This is a genomic window from Daquilactobacillus linshuiensis, assembly GCF_052828685.1.
Genome location: NZ_CM128255.1, coordinates 1,321,310 through 1,342,321 on the forward strand (window position 1 = coordinate 1,321,310; position 21,012 = coordinate 1,342,321).

Annotated in this window: 16 protein-coding genes and 3 rRNA genes; 5 read left to right on the forward strand and 14 right to left on the reverse strand. The window is 34.5% G+C overall.

Annotated features, from left to right (window positions below; genetic code table 11):
- Positions 1-7: 7 nt before the first annotated feature.
- Positions 8-970, forward strand: coding sequence for a class 1b ribonucleoside-diphosphate reductase subunit beta (gene nrdF / locus ACUV9F_RS07140; protein WP_446183585.1), 963 nt, complete (start codon positions 8-10; stop codon positions 968-970).
- A gap of 255 nt (positions 971-1,225) precedes the next feature.
- Positions 1,226-2,581: a cytosine permease gene (locus ACUV9F_RS07145; RefSeq protein ID WP_446183586.1), complete on the forward strand. Its 1,356-nt coding sequence runs from the start codon at positions 1,226-1,228 to the stop codon at positions 2,579-2,581.
- Between the two features lie 11 nt (positions 2,582-2,592).
- On the opposite strand, the gene ACUV9F_RS07150 is transcribed toward ACUV9F_RS07145, so the two are convergent.
- The 6 genes from ACUV9F_RS07150 to ACUV9F_RS07175 all read right to left on the reverse strand — a co-directional run bounded on the left by ACUV9F_RS07150 (position 2,593) and on the right by ACUV9F_RS07175 (position 8,175).
- Entirely contained in the window at positions 2,593-3,249 is a 657-nt protein-coding gene (locus ACUV9F_RS07150; protein ID WP_446183587.1) for an amino acid ABC transporter permease, read from the reverse strand.
- A gap of 13 nt (positions 3,250-3,262) precedes the next feature.
- Positions 3,263-3,901, reverse strand: a complete 639-nt coding sequence (locus ACUV9F_RS07155; protein ID WP_446183588.1) for an amino acid ABC transporter permease — start codon at positions 3,899-3,901, stop codon at positions 3,263-3,265.
- Positions 3,901-4,722 (reverse strand): transporter substrate-binding domain-containing protein, encoded by an 822-nt coding sequence (locus tag ACUV9F_RS07160; protein ID WP_446183589.1) that lies wholly within the window; start codon positions 4,720-4,722, stop codon positions 3,901-3,903. Before ACUV9F_RS07160 ends, ACUV9F_RS07155 begins: the two co-directional genes overlap by 1 nt.
- 16 nt (positions 4,723-4,738) lie before the next feature.
- Positions 4,739-5,476: an amino acid ABC transporter ATP-binding protein gene (locus ACUV9F_RS07165; protein WP_446183590.1), complete on the reverse strand. Its 738-nt coding sequence runs from the start codon at positions 5,474-5,476 to the stop codon at positions 4,739-4,741.
- Between the two features lie 141 nt (positions 5,477-5,617).
- Entirely contained in the window at positions 5,618-7,408 is a 1,791-nt protein-coding gene (locus ACUV9F_RS07170) for an FtsX-like permease family protein (protein WP_446183591.1), read from the reverse strand.
- Between the two features lie 14 nt (positions 7,409-7,422).
- Entirely contained in the window at positions 7,423-8,175 is a 753-nt protein-coding gene (locus ACUV9F_RS07175; RefSeq protein ID WP_446183592.1) for an ABC transporter ATP-binding protein, read from the reverse strand.
- Between the two features lie 179 nt (positions 8,176-8,354).
- Here ACUV9F_RS07175 and ACUV9F_RS07180 point away from each other — a divergent pair, with 179 nt between their 5' ends.
- The 3 genes from ACUV9F_RS07180 (at position 8,355) to ACUV9F_RS07190 (ending at position 11,943) form a co-directional block, all read left to right on the forward strand.
- The gene (locus ACUV9F_RS07180; RefSeq protein WP_446183593.1) at positions 8,355-10,022 is read left to right on the forward strand and encodes an APC family permease; all 1,668 of its coding nucleotides are present in this window, start codon (positions 8,355-8,357) and stop codon (positions 10,020-10,022) included.
- 142 nt (positions 10,023-10,164) lie between these two features.
- On the forward strand, positions 10,165-11,421 hold the full coding sequence (gene hflX / locus ACUV9F_RS07185; protein WP_446183594.1) for a GTPase HflX: 1,257 nt from the start codon (positions 10,165-10,167) through the stop codon (positions 11,419-11,421).
- A 72-nt stretch (positions 11,422-11,493) separates the two neighbouring features.
- On the forward strand, positions 11,494-11,943 hold the full coding sequence (locus ACUV9F_RS07190) for a MarR family winged helix-turn-helix transcriptional regulator (RefSeq protein ID WP_446183595.1): 450 nt from the start codon (positions 11,494-11,496) through the stop codon (positions 11,941-11,943).
- Positions 11,944-11,971: 28 nt separating this feature from the next.
- Here ACUV9F_RS07190 and ACUV9F_RS07195 read toward each other — a convergent pair whose 3' ends face one another.
- The 8 genes from ACUV9F_RS07195 to ACUV9F_RS07230 all read right to left on the reverse strand — a co-directional run bounded on the left by ACUV9F_RS07195 (position 11,972) and on the right by ACUV9F_RS07230 (position 20,849).
- The gene (locus tag ACUV9F_RS07195) at positions 11,972-12,343 is read right to left on the reverse strand and encodes a DUF1634 domain-containing protein (protein ID WP_446183596.1); all 372 of its coding nucleotides are present in this window, start codon (positions 12,341-12,343) and stop codon (positions 11,972-11,974) included.
- Positions 12,340-13,182 carry a sulfite exporter TauE/SafE family protein gene (locus ACUV9F_RS07200; protein ID WP_446183597.1) on the reverse strand — a complete coding sequence of 281 codons (843 nt, stop codon included), beginning with the start codon at positions 13,180-13,182 and terminating at the stop codon, positions 12,340-12,342. Before ACUV9F_RS07200 ends, ACUV9F_RS07195 begins: the two co-directional genes overlap by 4 nt.
- Entirely contained in the window at positions 13,182-13,637 is a 456-nt protein-coding gene (locus ACUV9F_RS07205; RefSeq protein WP_446183598.1) for a hypothetical protein, read from the reverse strand. The genes ACUV9F_RS07200 and ACUV9F_RS07205 overlap by 1 nt, the downstream gene beginning before the upstream one ends.
- 8 nt (positions 13,638-13,645) lie before the next feature.
- Entirely contained in the window at positions 13,646-14,560 is a 915-nt protein-coding gene (locus ACUV9F_RS07210; RefSeq protein WP_446183599.1) for an alpha/beta hydrolase, read from the reverse strand.
- Positions 14,560-15,747 carry an MFS transporter gene (locus ACUV9F_RS07215; RefSeq protein WP_446183600.1) on the reverse strand — a complete coding sequence of 396 codons (1,188 nt, stop codon included), beginning with the start codon at positions 15,745-15,747 and terminating at the stop codon, positions 14,560-14,562. Before ACUV9F_RS07215 ends, ACUV9F_RS07210 begins: the two co-directional genes overlap by 1 nt.
- 269 nt (positions 15,748-16,016) lie before the next feature.
- Positions 16,017-16,133, reverse strand: a 5S ribosomal RNA gene (gene rrf / locus ACUV9F_RS07220).
- A gap of 59 nt (positions 16,134-16,192) precedes the next feature.
- Positions 16,193-19,109 (reverse strand): 23S ribosomal RNA (locus ACUV9F_RS07225).
- 165 nt (positions 19,110-19,274) lie between these two features.
- Positions 19,275-20,849 (reverse strand): 16S ribosomal RNA (locus ACUV9F_RS07230).
- The 16S, 23S and 5S rRNA genes sit together here, the layout of an rRNA operon.
- Positions 20,850-21,012: the final 163 nt, after the last annotated feature.

A 21,012-nucleotide genomic window follows, 5' to 3' on the forward strand; every position in this document is an offset into this window, starting at 1 on the left:
TTAAAAAATGGCTGATATGTATTATAAAGCTATAAACTGGAATCAAATTGAAGACAAAATAGACAAAGCCACTTGGGAAAAATTGACGGAACAATTTTGGCTAGATACTCGTATTCCTTTATCAAATGATATGGATGATTGGCGAGAATTAAGTGAAGATGAGCATGCTTTAGTAGGACATGTATTTGGAGGATTAACACTTCTTGATACCTTACAATCTCAAGACGGAATGGCTCAATTAAAAAAAGATGTACGCACTCAAGAAGAAACTGCTGTATTTAATAATATTCAATTCATGGAATCTGTTCATGCAAAAAGTTATTCTTCAATTTTTAGCACTTTAAACACTGTTGAAGAAATTGATGAAATTTTTGATTGGACAAATCATAATGAATATCTTCAAAAAAAAGCTAAGATTATCAATACAATTTATCAAACGGGCTCACCTCTTGAAAAAAAAGTCGCAAGTGTATTTTTAGAAACATTCCTATTCTATTCAGGATTTTATACTCCACTTTATTACCTAGGAAACAATAAACTCGCAAACGTTGCTGAAATTATTAAGCTAATTATTCGCGACGAATCAGTACATGGAACTTATATCGGATATAAATTTCAAGTTGCATTTAACGAACTTTCAGATGAAGAACAAAAGAGATTTCAAGAATGGATGTATGATCTTTTATATCAGCTCTATGAAAATGAAGAAAAATATACCGAGAGTTTATATGATGTTATAGGATGGACTGATCAAGTAAAAACCTTCCTTAGATACAATGCTAATAAAGCATTGATGAACTTAGGACAAAATCCACTATTTCCAGATACTGCTGAAGACGTCAATCCAATTGTTATGAATGGTATTTCAACAGGAACAAACAACCACGATTTCTTTTCTCAAGTTGGTAATGGTTATTTATTAGGACATGTTGAAGCAATGAATAACGACGATTATGATATTGGTAGATAAACACCTTAAAGGTGTTTTTTTATTTGCATTTATTTCAAAAATACTTATGGGAAAAATCCTTAACTGAATAATTCTAAGTGATAATAATTTAAAATTACTGTTTGGTAATTGACTTACAGTCTGCTATTCAGTAAACTATCTTTAAATTAAATCCTTTTAAGGCAGTACAGAGATACTGATAAGGGAGCGGCTATTAATAAAAATCGCTCTTTTCGAGCGATTTTTTTTATTCTAGTTGTTCACTTGGAATGGAGAGTGAAAGTGAATTTTAAAAAAAGGAATACTATAACTTCAGATTTACGATCAATGTCTAATTGGGACATGTTTGCAACTTGGATTGGAGCAAATGCAAACAATGGAACCTGGTATATTGGTGGTGTGATAGCTGCATGTGGATTTTTTACATCATCAACTCTTTTGATAATTGTTGGAGGTCTATCGTATATACTACTTAGTTTAACTTCGTTTATGGGGTTTGAAACTGGGTTAAACACAATGTCATTAATAAGAGGGGCATTTGGTATACGTGGATCAATATTTCCTTCTTTAATTAACATCATTCAATTCATTGGATGGGCAGCTGTTAATACATATATTGCTGCAGTTTCAGTCAGTTTTATTCTTAGAGATATTTTTAAATGGTCTATAAATAATCAAACAATGAACAAATTTGGACTATTGGTCGGCATAATAGTTATGTCTATACTTCACTTACTTAGTATTTCTTTAGGTCAAAAATCAGTTCGTTGGATAGAAAGAATTGGAATAGTCTTAGTTACTGTTTTTGTTATGTGGGAATCAATAATTGTTTTAAAAACAGTTCCTTTATCTAAAATAGCCTCTTGGAATCCACCCATCAAGTTAAGATTATCTACAGGAACCGCAATTGATATTTTAGCTGCATTTAACCTAGCTTGGGTCACTGCCGCTGCGGATTTTAGTAGATTTTCTAAATCAAAAAAAGCTTCTACTGTATATTCTTTTCTAGGTGCAAATATAGGATTGATTTGGTTCGCTTTAATAGGTCTTATAGCAACAATAGCTACAGCTATCACCTTAAATAACTATGATCCTAATAATTCAGATCCCAGCACAATTGCTACAAAATTAGGTCTTGGAGCTTTAGCATTAGTTGTTATCATGCTTACAAGCACAACTGCTAATGCTGTAAATCTTATGGCTGCAGGATCTGCTATAACAAATATTTTTCCAAAAATAAAACTAAAAAAAGCTCTTTGGATAGTAACAATTGTCGCTACTTTTGTAACTTTTATACCCGCATACTTCGCTACTTTTTTGGAGGCATTCCAAATATTCTTAGATAGTATTGGTATGTTTCTTGGACCAGAAATTGCAATATTTTTAACTGACTATTTCTTACTTAGAAAAAGAAAATACAACATTGATGAATTCGATAAAAAAAGTGGAAGTTATTGGTATTACCATGGCATCAATATTATTGCCTTTATTTCATGGATAGTTGGTGTTGTATCTTATTTCTCACTAAAACAAATAAGCTTTTTTGAACAAACAATTGGTACAACTTTCATTTCAATAGCTATTACTTCATTTACTTATTACATTTTGACAAAAATAAAAAAGCTCAATTAAATTGAGCTTTTTTATATCTTAATTTTCCTATTAATTCCTTTAGACAATAAAGACAATCCATAACAAACCACAAAATACATTACTGACATTGCTAAGAACATTGGAATTATATAGTTAGCATTTTGCCCATATATAATTTGTGAGTGTTGCATTAATTCAGGAACAACAATAATCGTTGCTAATGAAGTATCTTTTATTAATGAAATAAATTGACTCACCATTGCTGGAATCATTTTTTTATAAGCTTGAGGTAAAATTATATGCCACATTGCTTGTAAATATGTCATTCCTGTTGCCCTGGCACCTTCCATTTGTCCTCTAGGAACTGCCATAATACCGGATCTCACAATTTCGGCTATCATTGCTGATTCAAAAATAGTCATAGCTAATATTGCAGCAGGTATTGTATCTGGTTTAAATCCTAAGTTTGGTAATCCAAAATAAGTAAAGAATATTATTAATAATAGTGGGAGATTTCTCAAAATATCAATAATAAGTCCTGTTATTTTTGAAATAAATTTTAACTTAGAGTATCTAATTATTCCTAAAATTGAGCCAAGAATAAAACTCAATACAACAGATACTACCGATATAAAAACAGTTACTGCAAGTCCCATTAGAAGAAAACGTAAATTAACTACTGAATAAGCATCAATAAAATTTTGCATGTCCATTTCCTCCTTAGACTATTTTCTTTTCTAAATGCTGCATATAATAACTTAACGGTAATGTAATTACTAAATATAACAATCCAACGATTATGTAAGTATTTATAGTATCAAAAGTAGTAGATGCTATCATATTTCCTTGATACATTAAGTCAAATCCAGCAACAAATGCTAACACTGACGAATTCTTAACTAGATTAACAAATTGATTTCCTAGTGGTGGAATTACAATCTTAAATGCTTGTGGCAAAATTATATAACGCATGCTTTGCCAATAAGTCATTCCTGTTGCTCTAGCTCCTTCCATTTGTCCTTTATCAATTGACAAAATTCCTGATCGAATAGTTTCAGCTATAAACGCAGAAGTATATATAGTAAGTCCGATTGTTCCCGCTATAAATCCATTTATTTTAACAACATACAATGGAATTACTATGTAAAAAAACATTGTAATAACTAGCAACGGAATATTTCTAAATATTTCTACGTATATTTGACCTATTATTCTTGCAATCTTATTTGGCAAAACTTCCAGGATAGCAAAAATTAATCCAATAACTAAACTAAATATAAGTGCTAGTACACTAGAAAATATTGTCCATCCAAACCCTGCTAGAAGTTCTGACCAATGGCTCGTTATTATATTCATCATTAGCGATACAACTCCTTATAGTTAAATCCAGGCACATCCCCGAACCATTTTTTTATTAATTTATTATATTCTCCACTCTTTTCTATTTCCTTAATAGCTTTATTAGTCTCTTTTAAGAAGTCCTTTTGGCCTTTATTCACCGCAATACTATATGGCTCTTTTGTAAATGTTCCACCAACAACTTTGTAACCCTTATTTTCCACTGCCATTCCATATAATATTCCGTTATCTGTTGTTAAAGCGTCACCTTGTTTTGATTTTAATGCTGTCATAGTCTGAGCATAATCTTGAAGTTGTAAAACTTTTGCTTTAGGTGCAGCTATTTTTATATTCTGAACAGAATTGGAACCGACAACTCCTAATACAGTCTTTCCGGATAAGTCTTTAGTACTTTTAATCGTAGAATTTTCTGGTACTAAAAGTGACTGTCCCGCGTCAAAATATGAATTAGAGAAATCAACAATCTTTGCTCTTTCAGGAGTATTTGACATTGTAGCAATAATTGCATCTATATTTCCATTTTTCAGTAAAGGAATTCTAGACTGTGAAGTTACAGTTACAAATTTTGCTTTACCTGTTTTACCCAAAATCTTTTTGGTTATTAATTTTGCCATATCAATATCAAAGCCTTTTTGCTTGCCGTCTTTAACATCCGTTAAACCAAATAACTTAGTATCAGCTTTTACACCCCAGGTTATAGTTTTACTTTCATATGCATTTTTTAAAACCAATTGTTTTGATAAACTTTTTGTATTTGAACACCCAGATAGTATTAAGATCAACATTAAAATAATACTTAACAATATTTTTTTATTTCTCATAGCTGATCCTCCTAACCTAATGCGAAATGATTTTACTCAAAAACTTTTTAGCACGTTCGTTTTGTGGATTTTCAAAAAAAGATTTTGAATCAGTATCTTCTAAAATTTTCCCATCGTCCATAAAAATAACTCTATCGGCAACTTCTTTGGCAAATCCCATTTCATGAGTAACGATTAAAGAAGTCATATCTCCTTGCTCAGCAACTTTTTTTATAACTTGTAAAACATCATCAATCATTTCTGGATCTAAAGCACTTGTTGGTTCATCAAATAACATACACTTTGGTTTCATTGCTAGAGACCTAGCAATAGCTACTCGCTGCGCTTGACCTCCAGATATTTGTGAGGGCATATTTTTTTCCTTACCCACAAGTCCTACCATATTTAGCATTTCTGCAGCTCTTTTTTTATTTTCTTCTTCATTTAATTTCAAAACTATCCTTGGAGCCAACATAACATTTTCTAATACATTCTTATTTTGATAAAGATAAAAATGTTGAAATACCATTCCGACATCTTTACGTAATATGTTTATATTAGTTTTAGGGTTAGAAAGATCATGCCCATTAACTACAAGTTTACCTTCTTGGATGTCTTCTAATCCGTTTACAGTTCTAACCAATGTACTTTTACCCGAACCTGAAGGCCCTATCAAAACCACGGTCTCACCTTTATTAATAGTTAAATCAATATCTCTTAAGGCGTGAAACTTTCCATAATATTTCTGTACACCGTGAAATTCTATCATTGACATAATTAGCACCTCCGTTGTTAGACATAGTTTATTAAAATAATTTTAATCTACAGAAGAAGCACTAAGCAAGAAAAAGGCTCAATGATTTCTAAATAACAAAAAACAGTCTCATTTTGAGACTGCTTTTTTGAAATATTAGTTTTATTTTTTTAATACTATTTGTTTATAAAGAGTTGTTGTTATTAAGTAATAAACTGCATACATTATAAAGAAAATAATAAATGGAATTCCTAATCCAATATATGGCTTTGGTAATAAAGAAACAAACATTTGTAAACCAAACAATACGTGAGTTATTCCCATAATTCCTGGTATTAAGAATAATACTGCAATTTCTTTATTAATTGATTTACTTAATAGCCCGTCTCTAACCCCCATTTTATGTAACATCTCATATCTTTTAACATCACTTGCGGCTCCAGAAAGTATTTTAAACATCAAACAGCTAGCTAACATTGCTAGAAATGCAATTCCTAAAAAGATTCCCATAAATTCAAGTCCTGAGAATATACTATTTATTTGTGTATATTGAATATATTTTTGTCCCATTAATGTTTTTTTATATTTAACATCTAAACTTGCTATTTTTTTGATTGCTTTTAAATTCTTTTTAAAACCGCTAGATTTAATAAATGTTATTGTATTTTCTTTTTCAGATATTTTCTTGTATTCTGTTGTACTAATGAATTCCGTTTCACGGTCCATAGCCTCAGGTATTTGCGAAAATAATTCTGTTTCACTAAAATGTGAAATCTGTTTATTATTACTAAAGTTGTAATGAACGACTTTAGGTGTTTTCATTTCCTTAATATTATTAGTCAGCTTATTAGCGGCCAGTTCATGCTTTTTGAATTGTTCCTTATCCAAATAAACCTTTTTATCAGTTATTTTATAGTTATAAGTCACTTGATCTTTAACATCAACTTTGGAAATATTTTTTCTTTGGTCTTTATCAATATTATGAACAACAGCATCATAATAATTATTAGCATTCGTTATATATTCTGTTGCATCTTTAAATTCACTTCCTACTGTAATTGCACCTAACGCAAGAGCAAATAGCATTGCTACCATAGATAAGATTCTTGTATAATCAGATATTCTAAAACCTAGTTGAGATAGAGTGAAATTATTTAATTTTTTCATAGAGAAGCGACGATTATTTTTTAAAGTTTTAATAATCCAGCTAAATAGTGAATTGATTACAAAATAAGTGCCAGCAACTATTGTCAATAAAGCAATTGGAAGCATTACCAATGTTCCTTTTCCTAGTAAAATCATTGCATAATATCCAATTGCCAATAATCCAACTCCAATTATTGCTTGAATCATTTTTAGCCAACCAACACGTTTTATTCTAGTAGGTTGCTTATCCATATTTAATAACTTTAATACATTTGTTTTTCTTAAAGCTATGCTGTTTTTTAAAGCGGCTAATGCAAATATTATTATAAAGAATATAAAAGTATATATTACAGCTGGTAAATATAATGGATTAAAGTGTTTTATAACTAAATCTAGTGCATCTATTAACCAGTTACTTAAAACTCCTGTAAGTAAAATACCAACTACTACACCTATTGCTGTAGACATTGCACCCAATATGAGTGTTTCCACAAAAATCATTTTTCCTATTTTGCTTCCACGTGCTCCAAGCATCATAAACATACCATATTCACGCTGCCTCATACTCATTAAAAATCCATTGGCATATATTATATATACCAAAGTAATAATTGCTAAAAGTATTATTCCAAATCCAAAAATGAATGGAGTTGCACTGACTGGCGAACTATTTTTTAAAAAAGATCTATTTGTTGCTAATGCCATAAACATATAAAATATTGCGGCAGAAATAGTTAAACCAGAAAATAAAACACTATAATCTCTTAAACGATGCTTAATACCACTTATTGCTAATTTATTTAACATCTTCATCCTCCTTTCTATTCTGCAAATGTTCCCAATGAATCTAATATTTCTTGATAAAATTCTGCTCTGGAGCTATTTTCTCTCTTTAGCTCTTGTCCGATTTGTCCGTCTTTAATAAATAAAATTCTATTGCAATAACTTGCCGAAAAAGGATCATGTGTTACTAACAAAATTGAAGTATTATCTTCTCTATTTATTTTGCTCATCGTTTCTAACAACGCACGAGCGCTTTTAGAATCTAATGCTCCTGTCGGCTCATCACCAAATAATATTGCTGGTTCATGTACAAGTGCTCGAGCAGAAGCAACTCGCTGTTTTTGCCCTCCTGACAATTCTGTAGGATAGTGATCTAAAATATCCTCTAAACCAAGTTTTTTTGCAATCTTTCCTACAGAATTATTAATGACATCACTATTTTTCCCTTGTAAAGATAAAGGTAGTGCAATATTTTCGTACGCAGTTAAATTTTCTAATAAATTGAAATCTTGAAAAATGAATCCAATCTCTTCAGCTCGAAAATCGGCCATTTGATTCCCTTTTAGCTTAGTTACATCTTTATTATTAATTAATACTTCACCACTAGTGGGTTTATCTAAAGTAGATAAAATATTTAAAAGTGTTGTTTTTCCTGATCCTGAGGCACCCATTATTCCTACAAACTCTCCGGAATCAACTTCAAAATTAATATCTGAAAGTGCCTTATATTTTTTTTCATTTTTTGTTCCATATATTTTTTCAATGTTTTTTACATTTACAACATTTGTCATATTTAACTTCCTCCTGTTTATAAAAACTATTCTATGGTATTTAACTTGCCTATACCTTAGTTTGTTCTTACAAAACAAGATACTAATCTTACAAAATTGTAAGTTATACCTTTTTTAATAATAATCAGTATTGAGGTATAATTTTAACGTTATAAAGATATGAAAGGAAGGTCGGTCCGATGCCGCAGGAACAATTAGAATTAGGCTCTGAAAAAAAATATATAAGTTGGCCTATTATTGCTTTAATGGATTTCGTTACAGTTATTGGTTTTGACGATATTATTTATAATTTTCAAAACCAAGGGCTTGGTACTATTACTACATGGATTTTAATGTTATTTTTATTTGTCATTCCTTATGAAATGATGGTAGGACATTTAGGCTCTGTTTTTAATAAAGAAGGTGGAGGATTATCTTCATGGGTTCGTGGAACCTGGGGAGATACTTGGGGTTATGTCGCAGCCTGGACTTATTGGGTTGTAGGATTACCATACTTAGTTGACGTTGCCAACTCCATGGTAGTTTCATTTGGTTGGCTAGTTAATGGTGATGCCTCAATGCAAGACAAAATGAGTAATAGTTTATTTGCTCTTTTAACTGCATTAATTTTTACCTTATTTATTTTCATTCAACATCGTTTAAGAAATTCCTTACAGTGGTTAGGAATTTTGGGTGGCGGATCTATGTTTATTATGACTGTTTTATATGTAATTATGACTTTTGCTTACCTAGGTAAAGGCGGGATTCCTCATTCACAACCTTTTACAATAAAATCAATTATTCCAAAATTTAATTTCCAATACTTTACTACACTAGGTTTATTTATTTTTGCCATGAACGGATCTGAATACATTGCACCTTATGTAAATGAAATGAAAAATGGAAAACGAGATTTCCCAAAGGCAATGTGGATGTTAGCAATTATGACTGGATTTTTGACAGTTTTAGGCTCATTTTCTTTGGGAATTTTCTTCAATGCTCATAACCTACCTAATGATTTAAAAATGAACGGATCATATTATGCATTCCAATACATGGGTAACGAATTTGGAGTGGGTCAATTATTTATGTATATTTTTTCAGTAACACAAGCCATCTATATGATGGCTCAATTAGCCGTTTTAATTGATGCGGGAACTAGGATGTTTCTATCAGACACAGCTAAAAAATATTTACCAAGTGGTCTTACTAAAACAGATAGACGCGGATTACCGATAAATGGTTATTGGCTAACAACAGGTATTTGTACTGTTATTTTAGTTTTGAGTGCTACCTTACCTAATATGAACTCAATTTTTAATCAATTACTTAATTTAAACGGTATAGTCTCTCCATTTGCCACATGTTTTTTATTTACTTCATTCATAACTGTACGCTTAAGACAAAAAGAATTTCCCTCTGAATTTGTTTTCTTAAAAAATAGAAAATTTGCCTTAATTGTTGGTTGGTGGTGTCTATTATTTACATTCACATTTGCTTGTCTATCTGTATTTCAAATAGATGAAAAGTTTGGAACAGCTGCTTATTGGCATGTAATTACTCTCAATCTGATTGAGCCAGTTATTATGCTAGCAATCGGTATTCTTCTTCCATATATAGCAAAATACGAAAAAAATCATAGTGAATCCGTAAATAAACGAAACTTAGCAGTTTTTTATATTATCGGTTCAATATTTATCTTAAGTACAATCATTCCTTTACTTAGAATCTCTCAAAAAAATACACTTAACTCTAAATTTGTAAATACTATTGAATTGATAGTAGAGATTTTAATAATTATAATAGTTGCATCTACTGGTTTCGTTCTCGGAATTAGGTCTTTAAAAGAAAGCAAAAAAGTTGCCTAATGGCAACTTTTTCTTTTATCAATTTTTGTATTATGTATTTCAAAATGTTACTATCATTTAGTTAAGATAAGGTAGTAAATTACTAATAAATTATACATTAAGTTGTTCAACAATCTACTTGATGTAGACAGAGGATTTTTATATGAATGAAGAAAGTACAAAAGTAATAACAGGTGGAGTTAGTCACCTTCAAAATGACTTTGACTATACAATGAATGAACTAACAGCTCTTTGTGAAGCGAACAATATGGAAGTGAAAACAACTATAATACAAAATTTAGACAGACTTGTCGCCGCAACCTATTTTGGATCTGGAAAAGTTGAAGAAATCAAACATGTTGCAGAAGAAAATGATGTAAAAATTATTGTTATCAATGATGAATTATCACCATCTCAAATTAGAAACTTGGAAAAACAAACTGGTTTAAATGTGATTGATAGAACTGAACTTATCTTACAAGTTTTTGCAAGCCGTGCTAAAACAAAACAAGCAAAGCTTCAAGTCGAAATTGCACAGTTACAATATGAACTTCCAAGAATTCATCCATCAGGTAATCCACTTGATCAACAACGTGGGGGAAGCTCAGCAACTCGTGGATCTGGAGAAACAAAATTAGAACTTGATAGACGTGTTATTAGAAACAGAATAACCGCCTTAAAAAAACAACTATTAGAGGTTGATAAAAATCTAGATACACAAAGTCAAAAAAGAAAAAATAACATTTTGCCAACTGTTGCGTTGGTTGGATATACCAATGCTGGTAAATCAACAACAATGAATGCATTATTAAATAAAAGTATAAGCTCAAATGAAGATAGTAAAGTCTTTGAAAAAGACATGCTATTTGCCACTTTAGACACAAGTGTTAGAAATATTACTCTATCCGACAATACCAATTTCTTATTATCAGATACAGTAGGTTTTGTTAGTAAATTACCTCACAACTTAGTAGAATCATTCAAAACTACATTATCAGAAGCAAAAGATGCAGACTTAATAATACATGTCGTTGATTATTCAGATCCAAACTCACAAAAAAATATTGAAGTTACTGAAAAAACTTTAAAAGAAATCGGTGTTTTAAATAAGCCAACAATTATTGCATACAATAAATCTGATTTAGCTAATATTGCATATCCTTCTATTGAAGGGGAGAATATTTATTATTCGGCTATTGATGAAAAATCAATCTCCTTATTAATAAAACTAATTAAAGATAATATCTATAAAGACTTTAAACAAGCAGAATTTTTAATTCCATTTAATAAAGGAGACGTAACTTCATATATACAAAATAACCTAGAAATTTTGTCAAAAGAATATCTTGAAACAGGGACAAAATTCAAATTAAACTTAAACTCTACAGAATATCAAAAACTGGCTAATTACTTAATATAATAACGTTTTCCACTTACAAACTAACTGAATTTTTGATAGAATATTCAAAGAGCCTAATTAGGAGTTGAACTTATGGAAAATCAGCAGTTATTACAAGATTATATCGATATCTATGTATCAGCAATCAAATATATTGAAGAATTAGTATCAAAGCCAACACAAGAATATTATGGACTGTCATTTGAACAATTTTTAATTTTGCGTGAAATCAACGACGATAGTTCAATTTCTTTAAAAGATATAGCTGCAAAAAGAAATGTGACTCGTGGAGCTATATCTCGTCAAGCAGGTGTTTTGATAAAAAATGATTTTATAGTTCAAGAAATCGATCCTAATGATCGTCGTCGTATGATTTTGCACCTTACTGAAAAAGGAAAAAAAGCCGTCAATGAATTAATGCCCAAGATTCGCGAAAGATTCAGTGGCTGGGTAGACGCTTTTGGCAAGAAAAAGACACAAGAGATGTTAACTTTGATGAATGAATTCAAAGAAAAAGTCATGACAGATATTGATAATCAATAAAAAGCATTCCAGTAAAATGGAATGCTTTTTATTTGTAAAATCCAATTGTCATAGCAACTATCAAAATTAATAATACAATTATTGTAATAACCGTGTACATTATATCTTTTTCCTTAGCAAATGCATATATAGACACAATGACTCTTAATACCGGCGTAAAAATTAAAAGTAATAGACCTAACATCATAATGGCATATGATTTACCATTAAATACCCCTTTAATAATTTCTGTCAAAGTTATCGGAAAAGTATCTTGACTATAGCCACTGCCATTATTAATTAAATACATAACTATTCCAATTAATATTACGGCAACAGATATCATTACCCCTAATCTTAATATTTTACCAATAACTATTTCAATTTTTTTCATTTCAAGTGCTTTTTTTTCGTCAATCATATACCTACACCAAAGCCTTTCAGAATCATCTGTACACCCATGTATAATATTATAGGAATAAAAATCAATCTAATGGTTTTTGCACTAAGTCGCTGCATAATCCTTGAACCAATTGTAGCTCCCACTAATACCCCAACAGCAAGAGGTGCAGCGATCTCAGGTTTAATTGCCCCACTAAAAAAATACACAGTAGTACTTGCAGCTGCAGTTACTCCCATCATTAAATTACTTGTTGCACTTGAAGGTTTAAGTGGCATTTTCATTATTGTATCCATTGCGATTACTTTAAAAGCTCCACTACCAATTCCTAACAATCCGCTAGCTAAACCAGCTGCCAGCATCATAACAAATCCACCAGGAACGTGTGTTACAGAATAATCAACTTGCTTTTTTACAACCTTATCATAATAACTGCCGTTAAGTTTTAGCCGAGTGGCAATGTTATCATTAGAATTAATTATATTATCGGATTGTTTTTTTAATAGTTTCATAACCATATTTGCAGCTGAGTAAGCTAACAACAATCCAAATAAAATATATAATACTTTAGAAGAAAAGACTCCTGCTAATAACGCACCTACAATTGCACCTATTGTAGTAGCAATTTCTAAAAACATAGCTACTCTTAAATTGAGCATGTCATCTTTTAAATAAGCAATTGAAGCACCTGAACTTGTTGCAATAACAGAAATCACACTGGCACCTATGGCATACTTAATATCCAAACCCATAATCATAGTTAAAACAGGAGTAACTATCATTCCTCCACCTAGGCCAAGAAGTGAACCAATCACTCCTGCTAGTACGCCAACAATAACCAATAACAATAAACTATGCATTATTTAATATCATCACTTTCAGATTCATTTTCTTTAATTGCACTTAATTGTTTCTTCATAAAATCAACAATCAATTCCTGAACTTTACTATCAATCTCAGAATCATCAGAAACTTTTTCAATTCTCAACTTAGATTTGTTAATAAATTCAGATTTAGTCACTAAATATATTTTAGTTTCAATTTCCTCATCATCATCAAAAAAATGCGTAACTTTTTTATAGTCCTGAAATGGTAAATTTATAATTCCTGATTGAATCAAAAACACTGTATTACCAACATTAATTTGATATTCAAACAATTTACCAGAGTTAAGGCTATCGTCTCCAAAAGTTGCAGCTTTTTTTATTTCTGAATTTATTTTATTTTCAAATTCTTTATCTTTGATAGCAACTGCTTTTGTTTCATATTTTTCGTTTTCAATTAAATCCATATAATCACTTGCAGTAATTTTCATAATAATACCTACACTTCAAAATTTTTATTTAAAAAATTAATTAATTTTTCTTCATATTCTTTAGGGTTTTGGTTATATGACCTAATATGAATACCTTCAGGATTTTCGTATAAATCTTTTTCTCCTTGATAACTATCATACAGCTTTTTCCCCATTATTGATGGAACCGTAACATCCTTATCACCAATAACAAATAATATAGGAAGTTTATCATTTTTTATAACATTTATAGGGCTAGCTTCTTTATAAAAAAAACCTAACCTTATTTTTGAATAAAGTGAAACAAGTGGTATTAACAAGTTAGCTGTTCTACCAATTTTTTTAATAGCGTGAAATTTAATAATACTTTCAGCATCGGTATAAGAAGAATCTTCAACCACCGCTTTTACATTTAATGGAAGATCGTCCTCTGCCAAAAGTTGTAATACAGTTGCAGCACCCATTGAAGCACCAAAAAGAAGAATATTTTGATCTTTATGCTTATTATTTAATTCATTAATCCAACAAAGTAAGTCTTTTTTTTCATAAAATCCAAATGTTAAATATCTGCCTTCACTATCTCCAGCAGCTCGATTATCTGGCATTAATACATTATACCCAAGTTTAAAAAATAATTGTCCAAAAATATCTAGCGATTTATGTGTGGCACCAAAACCATGCGTCAAAATAACCGTTTTTTTACTTTCTTTTTGAGGATAATAAAACGCCTTTAAATTTAAATTATCATTATTAATTTCCCATATTTCATGATTTTGTTCACTAAATTCTAAAGTTCTTTTAAATAAAGGATGATTTTTTGAAATAACTATTTTTTCACCACCAAGAGCATTTGAACCGCGAGAATGAATAATATCGAAAACTTTTTTTACTACAACAAATAAATTTAATAGTACTAACAGTATAGCTAACAAAAGATAAATCATTAATTAGTCTCCTTAATACCTATCATTAAAACTCCCATAACAAGCATAGTAACAGTTATTATAAAAAATAAGCTAGGATACGAAATCAAAGTTATAATCATACTGCCAACATAGGGACCTACAGCTCTACCTAATGAACCAAATATACTATATATACTTTGCATAGTTCCGCGATTTTTATTGGTAGATAATTTACTCAATAATGCAGGTATTGTTGGAAATACCATTGATTCACCAAGTGTTAAAACCAACATACTCAATATAAAAGCCAAAAATGTCTTGGCAGAAGGTAGTAATAAAAAAGATAAACTCATAATTGCTATACCGAGTAATAGTTGAAACTTAAGAAGTTTAAAAATCTTCGAAATAAATCTATTAACAACAGGCTGAATTACAAGTAACGATACTGCATTTACAGTAAATACTAATCCGTACTCTCTAGTAGATAAGCCTTGATCAAGCATATAAACCGACATATTACTATCCCATTGAGAGTATCCAACCCAAACTATAAATACAGCAGAAGATATAATGATCAGATTAATAAGAAATCTTGTACTTCCAATAATTTCCTTAGGATCTTTTTCACTAATCTTAATACTTTCTCTATTGCTATGAGAAATGTTTTTATAAGTATCAAGTACTGAGCCTTTAATTAGAGCAACAAAAATACTTAAAATAAATATAATAGCTGGAATTAAAAAAGTTAAAAAAATACTTGCTTTAAAAATAAAACCAACTGCAGTCGAACCGATGGCAATACCAATATTTGCTGCAAGATACATATTATTAAAAATAATTCTAGAATCACCCAAAAATTGTTCAGCAATAAAAGCAGTATAACCATTAATAGCTGTGTAAGAAAGCCCCATACCAAATCCTAAAACAGATAATATAATTGCATATGAAGGCCAAACATGATGAACAGACATAACTAAAAGACAAAATGCTGAAATAACATATCCTATAATTAAAGTTAATCTCTTGGAAAATCTATCAAACATGACGCCTCCAACAGTATTACCAATCATCATCATTGCTGAATAAATCATCAACACAAATCCAGCCGTCATTAAAGGTTCACCAAGGTTCTTATTAATAAAGATTGTATTAACCGGTAATATAAAACCAAGTACCATATTAAATATTATGTTCAGTAATAAAAGCCAGCGACGTTGTTCCTTCATAGATTTTCCTCCTTAAATTAAATTATTATAAAAAAGCCATGGGAGAAATCCCATGGCATGCAAGACGGTACCCTATAAGGTAATTACAAAAGGTTCACACAATTGTAAAAATACATCTACATCCGGTAGAAAAACAATATTCCGTCACTATCAATTGCTATTAAATAGCTCTCGACTCATCGCACTATCTATACTACATGAGTATGGACATATTTTCAATTATTCAAACACAAAAAAAGATCTTAGTTAAAAACTAAGATCTTTAAATCGCGTGGCGACTTCCTATCCTCGCAGGCAGTTTCCCACCAACTACTATCGGCGTTAAGAAGCTTAACTTCTGTGTTCGACATGGGAACAGGTGTATCCTTCTTGCCATCATCACCACACTTAGTACTTTCGTACCTTCAAAACTAAATACTAACTACTCTTTCCTACTTACTACGGCTCGGTTAAGCCCTCGACCTATTAGTACTGATCCGCTCCATACATCACTGTACTTCCACGCTCAGCCTATCAACCTCATCATCTATAAGGGGTCTTACTTCCTTAACGGAATGGGAAATCTCATCTCGAGGGAGGCTTCACACTTAGATGCTTTCAGCGTTTATCCCTTCCATACATAGCTACCCAGCGATGCCCTTGGCAGAACAACTGGTACACCAGAGGTATGTCCATTCCGGTCCTCTCGTACTAGGAACAGCTCCTCTCAAATTTCCTACGCCCGCGACGGATAGGGACCGAACTGTCTCACGACGTTCTGAACCCAGCTCGCGTACCGCTTTAATGGGCGAACAGCCCAACCCTTGGGACCGACTACAGCCCCAGGATGCGATGAGCCGACATCGAGGTGCCAAACCTCCCCGTCGATGTGAACTCTTGGGGGAGATAAGCCTGTTATCCCCAGGGTAGCTTTTATCCGTTGAGCGATGGCCCTTCCATGCGGAACCACCGGATCACTAAGTCCTACTTTCGTACCTGCTCGACTTGTAAGTCTCACAGTCAAGCTCCCTTATACCTTTACACTCTGCGAATGATTTCCAACCATTCTGAGGGAACCTTTGAGCGCCTCCGTTACTGTTTAGGAGGCGACCGCCCCAGTCAAACTGCCCACCTGACACTGTCTCCCGCCGTGATTGCCGGCGAGGGTTAGAGCCTTCATATAACAAGGGTAGTATCCCACCAATGCCTCCTTCGAAACTAGCGTTCCGAGCTCTACGGCTCCTACCTATCCTGTACATGTTACACAAAAACTCAATATCAAGCTACAGTAAAGCTCCATGGGGTCTTTCCGTCCTGTCGCGGGTAATCCGCATCTTCACGGATATTATAATTTCACCGAGTCTCTCGTTGAGACAGTGCCCAAATCATTACGCCTTTCGTGCGGGTCGGAACTTACCCGACAAGGAATTTCGCTACCTTAGGACCGTTATAGTTACGGCCGCCGTTTACTGGGGCTTCAATTCTGGGCTTCGCCGAAGCTAACTCATCCTCTTAACCTTCCAGCACCGGGCAGGCGTCAGCCCCTATACGTCATCTTACGATTTTGCAGAGACCTGTGTTTTTGATAAACAGTTGTTTGGGCCTATTCACTGCGGCTGACCTTGCGATCAGCACCCCTTCTCCCGAAGTTACGGGGTCATTTTGCCGAGTTCCTTAACGAGAGTTCTCTCGCTCACCTTAGGATACTCTCCTCGACTACCTGTGTCGGTTTGCGGTACGGGTAGTATATATCTAACTAGAAGCTTTTCTTGGCAGTGTGAGTTACTGTGCTTCGCTACTATAATTTCGCTCCTCATCACAACTTGTCCTTATAGTTACAAGCATTTAACTCATAACAAAACTTGTTGCTTGAACATGCTTTTCCAGCTGCATGCACACATCATCCTCCTGCGTCCCTCCATCGGTCAAACAATATATACTAGTACAGGAATATCAACCTGTTATCCATCGATTACGCCTCTCGGCCTCATCTTAGGTCCCGACTAACCCTGGGCGGACGAGCCTTCCCCAGGAAACCTTAGTCATACGGTGGACCAGATTCTCACTGGTCTTTCGCTACTCATACCGGCATTCTCACTTCTATGAAGTCCACTGCTCCTCACGGTACAGCTTCTTCCCTCATACAACGCTCTCCTACCACGTATCTTACGATACATCCACAGTTTCGGTACTATACTTAGCCCCGGTACATTTTCGGCGCAGGGTCACTCGACTAGTGAGCTGTTACGCACTCTTTAAATGAATTGCTGCTTCTAAGCCAACATCCTAGTTGTCTAAGCAACCCCACATCCTTTTCCACTTAGTATAGATTTTGGGACCTTAACTGGTGATCTGGGCTGTTTCCCTTTCGACTACGGATCTTATCACTCATAGTCTGACTCCCGAGTATAAATCAATGGCATTCGGAGTTTATCTGAATTCAGTAATCCTTGACGGACCCCTAGTCCAAACAGTGCTCTACCTCCATGATCCTTACCTCGAGGCTAACCCTAAAGCTATTTCGGAGAGAACCAGCTATCTCCAAGTTCGTTTGGAATTTCACCGCTACCCACACCTCATCCCCGCATTTTTCAACATACGTGGGTTCGGTCCTCCAGTGAGTGTTACCTCACCTTCAACCTGGACATGGGTAGGTCACTTGGTTTCGGGTCTACGTCTACATACTATGTCGCCCATTTCAGACTCGCTTTCGCTTCGGCTCCGTATCTTCTACTTAACCTTGCATGTAAACGTAACTCGCCGGTTCATTCTACAAAAGGCACGCCATCACTCATTAACGAGCTCTGACTATTTGTAGGCACATGGTTTCAGGATCTATTTCACTCCCCTCCCGGGGTGCTTTTCACCTTTCCCTCACGGTACTGGTTCACTATCGGTCACTAGGGAGTATTTAGCCTTGGGAGATGGTCCTCCCGGATTCCGACGGAATTTCGCGTGTTCCGCCGTACTCAGGATACTGATTGGAGTGGCTTTGATTTCGTTTACAGGACTGTCACCTTCTTTGGTTGATCTTCCCAAATCATTCAACTATCTCTGCCTTTTGTTCTCACTACATCAGTCCTACAACCCCAGAAAGCAAGCTCTCTGGTTTGGGCTCTTCCCGTTTCGCTCGCCGCTACTCAGGGAATCGATTTTTCTTTCTCTTCCTGCAACTACTTAGATGTTTCAGTTCATTGCGTCTTCCTCACATAAGCTATGTATTCACTTACATGTAATTGTCGATAAAAACAATTGGGTTCCCCCATTCGGAAATCTCCGGATCAAAGCTTACGTACAGCTCCCCGAAGCATATCGGTGTTAGTTCCGTCCTTCATCGGCTCCTAGTGCCTAGGCATCCACCATGCGCCCTTTATAACTTAACCTATTAAATTACTTTTCTTGGCTAATTTCTTAGCCGCGCAGTTTTCGGTGTTTCTTTTCGTTAGTATTCAGTTTTCAAGGTACGAAGTTGAGAGTAGACCTCTCAAAACTAAACAAAGTTTTAACTTGTGCAGATTCCGTTTATACCATTTGGTATTTATCCTTAGAAAGGAGGTGATCCAGCCGCAGGTTCTCCTACGGCTACCTTGTTACGACTTCACCCTAATCATCTGTCCCACCTTAGACGGCTAGCTCCTAAAAGGTTACCCCACCGGCTTTGGGTGTTACAAACTCTCATGGTGTGACGGGCGGTGTGTACAAGGCCCGGGAACGTATTCACCGCGGCATTCTGATCCGCGATTACTAGCGATTCCAGCTTCATGTAGTCGAGTTGCAGACTACAATCCGAACTGAGATCGGTTTTAAGAGATTTGCTTGTCCTCGCGAACTCGCTGCTCGTTGTACCGACCATTGTAGCACGTGTGTAGCCCAGGTCATAAGGGGCATGATGATTTGACGTCGTCCCCACCTTCCTCCGGTTTGTCACCGGCAGTCTCGCCAGAGTGCCCAACTTAATGCTGGCAACTGACAATAAGGGTTGCGCTCGTTGCGGGACTTAACCCAACATCTCACGACACGAGCTGACGACAACCATGCACCACCTGTCATCCTGTCTCCGAAGAGAAAGATCTATCTCTAGATTTTTCAGGAGATGTCAAGACCTGGTAAGGTTCTTCGCGTTGCTTCGAATTAAACCACATGCTCCACCGCTTGTGCGGGCCCCCGTCAATTCCTTTGAGTTTCAACCTTGCGGTCGTACTCCCCAGGCGGAGTGCTTAATGCGTTAGCTGCAGCACTTAGGGGCGGAAACCCCCAAACACTTAGCACTCATCGTTTACGGTATGGACTACCAGGGTATCTAATCCTGTTTGCTACCCATACTTTCGAGCCTCAGCGTCAGTAACAGACCAGAGAGCCGCCTTCGCCACTGGTGTTCTTCCATATATCTACGCATTCCACCGCTACACATGGAGTTCCACTCTCCTCTTCTGCACTCAAGTTAACCAGTTTCCGATGCACTTCCTCGGTTGAGCCGAGGGCTTTCACATCAGACTTAATTAACCGCCTGCACTCGCTTTACGCCCAATAAATCCGGATAACGCTTGCCACCTACGTATTACCGCGGCTGCTGGCACGTAGTTAGCCGTGGCTTTCTGGTTGGATACCGTCACTACCTAATCAGTTACTATTAGATACATTCTTCTCCAACAACAGAGTTTTACGATCCGAAAACCTTCTTCACTCACGCGGCGTTGCTCCATCAGACTTTCGTCCATTGTGGAAGATTCCCTACTGCTGCCTCCCGTAGGAGTTTGGGCCGTGTCTCAGTCCCAATGTGGCCGATCAACCTCTCAGTTCGGCTACGCATCATCGTCTTGGTGAGCCGTTACCTCACCAACTAACTAATGCGCCGCAGGTCCATCCTAAAGTGATAGCCGAAACCATCTTTCAAACATCCATCATGCGATGATTGTTGTTATGCGGTATTAGCACCTGTTTCCAGATGTTATCCCCCTCTTTAGGGTAGGTTACCTACGTGTTACTCACCCGTCCGCCGCTCGATACAATGTCTTATCCTTCAGGTGCAAGCACCTTCAGTCAAAAACGATATCTCGCTCGACTTGCATGTATTAGGCACGCCGCCAGCGTTCATCCTGAGCCAGGATCAAACTCTCATATTAAGTTTGTGACTCTTTTTTATTACTAGCGAATTGACTTCGCAATTGTTTTACTACAATCTCTTGTAGCCCTACACAATTAGCGTTAAAACTTTGTTCAGTTTTCAAAGGTCTACCTTGTTGCTTTCGTTTTAAACAACTCATATATCATATCTCGAATATTTAA